Origin of the sequence: Poinsettia branch-inducing phytoplasma str. JR1, assembly GCF_000309465.1 — a bacterium.
GTDB lineage: Bacteria > Bacillota_I > Bacilli_A > Acholeplasmatales > Acholeplasmataceae > Phytoplasma > Phytoplasma pruni.
Window position 1 is genome coordinate 1 of the sequence record NZ_AKIK01000051.1, and the last position, 4,413, is coordinate 4,413.

General features: G+C 25.9%; 4 protein-coding genes. All 4 read left to right on the top strand.

What is annotated here, in order from left to right; genetic code table 11:
- Window positions 1–42 precede the first annotated feature (42 nt).
- The 4 genes from ON17_RS03860 to ON17_RS03250 all read left to right on the top strand — a co-directional run bounded on the left by ON17_RS03860 (window position 43) and on the right by ON17_RS03250 (window position 3,042).
- Window positions 43–141 (top strand): hypothetical protein, encoded by a 99-nt coding sequence (locus ON17_RS03860; RefSeq protein ID WP_261974249.1) that lies wholly within the window; start codon window positions 43–45, stop codon window positions 139–141.
- A 184-nt stretch (window positions 142–325) separates the two neighbouring features.
- Window positions 326–505 (top strand): ATP-binding cassette domain-containing protein, encoded by a 180-nt coding sequence (locus ON17_RS03865; protein ID WP_017191714.1) that lies wholly within the window; start codon window positions 326–328, stop codon window positions 503–505.
- Between the two features lie 154 nt (window positions 506–659).
- Window positions 660–851, top strand: coding sequence for a hypothetical protein (locus tag ON17_RS03870; RefSeq protein ID WP_017191715.1), 192 nt, complete (start codon window positions 660–662; stop codon window positions 849–851).
- Between the two features lie 202 nt (window positions 852–1,053).
- On the top strand, window positions 1,054–3,042 hold the full coding sequence (locus ON17_RS03250) for a DUF2963 domain-containing protein (protein ID WP_017191716.1): 1,989 nt from the start codon (window positions 1,054–1,056) through the stop codon (window positions 3,040–3,042).
- Window positions 3,043–4,413 lie beyond the last annotated feature (1,371 nt).

Below are 4,413 nucleotides of genomic sequence, written 5' to 3' on the forward strand. Positions count from 1 at the left end.
AATAATATTAATTTATCTATTTTCAAAGGAGAAGCTTTATCAATCGTCGTTAGTTCTGGTTCAGGCAATTCCACTTTAGGACAAGTTATTTTACAATTGCAAAAACCTGATTCAGGTAAAGTCTTGTATTGTAAAGACTAAGAAAAGATTGATTTAACCCTTATTGACTCTAAAGAAAAACGTCTTTTAACCAAAGAATTGCAAATGATTTTTCAAGACCCTTTTTCTTCCTTAGATCCTCAATTTAAAATTGCCGATATTATTGGAGAAGGTTTATTAATCTATAAAATGGTTAAAAATAAAAAAAGATCCTTAATATGAAGCGATGATTTTAGATATTATGGATAAATGCGGAGCAGACCGCAAATTATATAATCATTACGCTAACTATCTATCAGGCGGACAAAGACAAAGAATAGCGATCGCTAGGTCTTTAATTTTAAAACCTAAATTTGTTGTTTGTGACAAAATAGTTTTAGCTTTAGATGTTTCTAATCAAAACTAAATTTTAGATTTTTTAAATAAATTTAAAAAGATTATCAAATTACTTTTTTATTTATTATTCATAATTTAGAAGCGGCTAGTTATTTAAGCGATCGGATATTTGTGATGGATGCATTTAGGCAATATAGTAGAGATGGGTCCTACTAAAAAAATTTTTGAACATCTACAAAACACCTTATACCAAAAAATTATTAAACGCTATGCCGAAAATTAAAAATAAAATCAACAATATTCAAGAAAATAAAATTGATGCTCAAAACAATAAATTTACTTTTTTGTTTGAGCAAAATCAAGCTGATTTAGATTGGTATGAAGTTTCTGCTGGACATTTTTTTTATACACTTTAAAAACAATAATTTTTTTCAGAAAGAATCGAAAAAAAAAGAAAATAAAAAAACATGAAAAACACATAAACAAATAAAAAAATCTTACTTAGAAAGGAAAAGTCAAAATAGGAGAAAATCAAATGAAAACATCGAAACCTTTACAAAAAAAAAAAAAAAAACTGTCATTTCTATCTTTTTATTTTTATTATTTATTTTATTATCATTGGTATCTTTTGCTAATTGGAAAACAACTCATGAAATAGCAAAGATTAAAGAAGATGTTCAAAAATTATCACAACGAGACAAAAACGAAAATCAACAAATAAAAAAAGCAAATCAAGAATTACTTTTTCGAGATAAATTAAATTTCATAGTTAAAGAAATTCATCCTTCTTTTAAATTATCTTCTGCATCAGAAAATGATCCTGTTACTTTTAAACCCTCAAAAACAGATAAATTTTTATCTTTTGCTGAAATAATTGGGATGCAAAAGGAAAAAGAAATCTTGGAAGAATTTATTTTATATGCACAAAAAACCAAAAATCGTAAATCAAATGGTAAATGCGAAGCTCCAATGGGAATTTTAATGTATGGAACTGCTGGTACTGGTAAAACTATTTTAGCAAGAGCAGTTGCTAAAGAAACTAATTTACCTTTTTTTGAAATTTCTTCTTCGATGTTTTTCCAAAAATACAAAGGAGTCGAAAAAAATTTGGTAATTAATTTATTCAAATCAGCGAGAAAAGAAGCACAAAAAAATAATGGAGCTATTATTTTTCTTGATGAATGTGACACGATTTTTACAGATTTAGGCAGTTTAGAAGCTAATTCAGATACAGCAAATGTTGTTAATCAATTCAAAACTGAATTAACTTCAACTGAAAATGATGTTAACAATCCTATTTTTATTATCGCAGCGACTAATCACTTTCAGAAATTAGATGAAGCTATTAAATCAAGATTTGATTATAAAACAGAAGTTAAAGTCGGTGATTTTAAAGATCGTAAAGCTTTTTTAGAATTTATGATTAAAAAAAGAGGTAATGAATATTCAGAAAAAGCCAAAGATTATTTAGTTGAAGATATTAATAACAAATTAGATGAATTATCATTTTTAAGAGGAGAAGAAATAAAATCTAATAGAACTTTAGAAAACTTTTTAAAAGCTATTGCAAGAGTCAATGAGAGAGCTATCAATATTTCGAATACAAATAGAGGTAATTCTTTTAATATTTTTATTGAAGATATTCAAAAAGCTTATACCAAAGTTTACAATACTGATGATTTTCCAGAACCAATTTTAAAAAGAGTTTTTTATAAATCTGATGATAAAACCATTAATTACATCGAAGAAAACAAATACAATTCCGATGAAAAACTAATCAAAAAAACTTTTTATAATTCTGACGGCAAAAACATTGATTATATCTTCAGAAACGAATACAATTCCGATAAAAAAATAATTAAAACAACTTATTTTCAATCTGACGATAAAACCATTAATTGCATCGAAGAATACGAATACGATCCTGATGAAAAACTAATCAAAACAACTCAATATCAACCTGATGGCAAAACCATTAATCGCATCTACGATTATGATTCCAACGAAAAAATAATTAAAACAACTTTTTATAATTCTGATGGTCAAACCATTAATTGCATCGAAGAATACGAATACAATTCCGATGAAAAAATAATTAAAACAACTTATTTTCAATCTGACTATAAAACCATTAATTGCATCGAAGAATACGAATACGATCCTGATGAAAAACTAATCAAAACAACTCAATATCAACCTGATGGCAAAACCATTTATTACGTCGAAGAATACGATTCTGATGAAAAACCAATTAAAACAACTCAATATCAATCTGATGGTAAAACAATTAATTATACTTTCATAAACGAATACGATCCTGATAAAAAACTAACCAAAAAAACTCAATATCAATCTGATGGACAAACCATTAATTTCATCTACAAATACGATCCCGATGAAAAACTAATCAAAACAACTCAATATCAATCTGATGGTAAAACAATTAATTGCTTCGAAGATTATGATTCCAACGAAAAAATAATTAAAACAACTTTTTATAATTCTGATGGTCAAACCATTAATTGCATCGAAGAATACGATTCCAACGAAAAACCAATTAAAACAACTTTTTATAATTCTGATGGTCAAATCATTAATTGCTTCTAAGAATGCGATTCCGAGGGCAACTAATCAAAACAACAAGAAACTAAAAAAGACGAGTCAAATACAAAAGACTAAGTAATAATTTAACTTTTTCAAAAAAAATTATCGGTATATTTATCGGTACATCTAAAAAAATATTATCGGTGAATTTTGTATGCCTTATATATTGATAAATAAAAAAATAAGGAACTCCATCGAGTTCCTTATTATAATAGTTATTTTAAAAAATACTATTTTTATATTAATTTACATAACAACAGTTTCTCTTTTTTTAGTACGGTTTTGTAAACGCCTTCTAAAAAAGGAATTTTTTAAAATTAAAGCCTCTTTGCTTGAAGATATTCAAATATATTGAAATCGAAAAAAACTGTTTTAATTATTTATTAAGTAATCTTATTGATTCTTTTTTAACGGTTTTATTCTCGACCTCAAAATCTCTGCAAACTATTTAAATCTTGATATTAACTAGATTAAAAGTTAAATCTGAGTTATTAACTTAATAATTCAACTAAGTTTAATAATTAAATGAACTAAATAATCCTTCTTTAATTCCTAAACAACAGCAAACCTGTGAAAGCCTTTTCAAAATAAAAAACTTTATTAGAAAGAAAAAATTAATACGGTAAAAGAAAGACAAAATCTCATTTACAAAGAAGAACTAAGATGTAAATTTTAAATAAAATTACTTTTAGCGCCTGCGATTTCGTTATTTTTTATTTGGGAGGGGCGGTCGGTTTTTTATTTGTCTAAACTCACTACTTCTGTATAGTCTTAACTTCGGGTCAAGAAACAACCCAAGCGCGCCAACAAATATTCAAATCCCAAATTGACTACTTAGCCGTTGAAATCGCCAAACCAACATTGAACCCTATAGATAAAAAGCATTTAATGGCGATGAAAGTTTATTTTGAAATTAAATTAAAGGAAATTAGTTAATAGACAAAACAATTACCTTTTTATATTAAACAACCCAGCGAATTTAAATAAATTGGCTTTTTTTATTTAAATAACTCTAAAAAGAGAATAAAAAATATGAAATTAATTATATTTTAAAAACTCGACGGTAGAGGTTTATTTTTAAATTTTAAAAAGTAGATTATCTAGCGCGTTTTTATTTAAATCTCGTAATATAGCTCCAATTCAAGAAAAATTCATTTTTGACCTCTTGTTTTCACATTTTTTCAAAATCTTTCTTAAAACAAAAAAACAAAATAAAAAAATTTTATTAGAAAGAAAAAATCATGAAAAAAGCTTAAAAAGTCGATTTTTCTCATGATAAATTATTCATCTTTAAGCGGTTTTTGTTTTTGTTGTTATTTTTTTTAAAAAAAGTTGACGCCCCAAAACACGAAACCCCAAACCCTAAATCCTAAA

What these genes read in the sequence shown, in the direction of transcription:
- ON17_RS03865 (WP_017191714.1), top strand. Translation starts at nt 326, where the DNA reads ATGATTTTAGATATTATGGATAAATGCGGAGCAGACCGCAAATTATAT.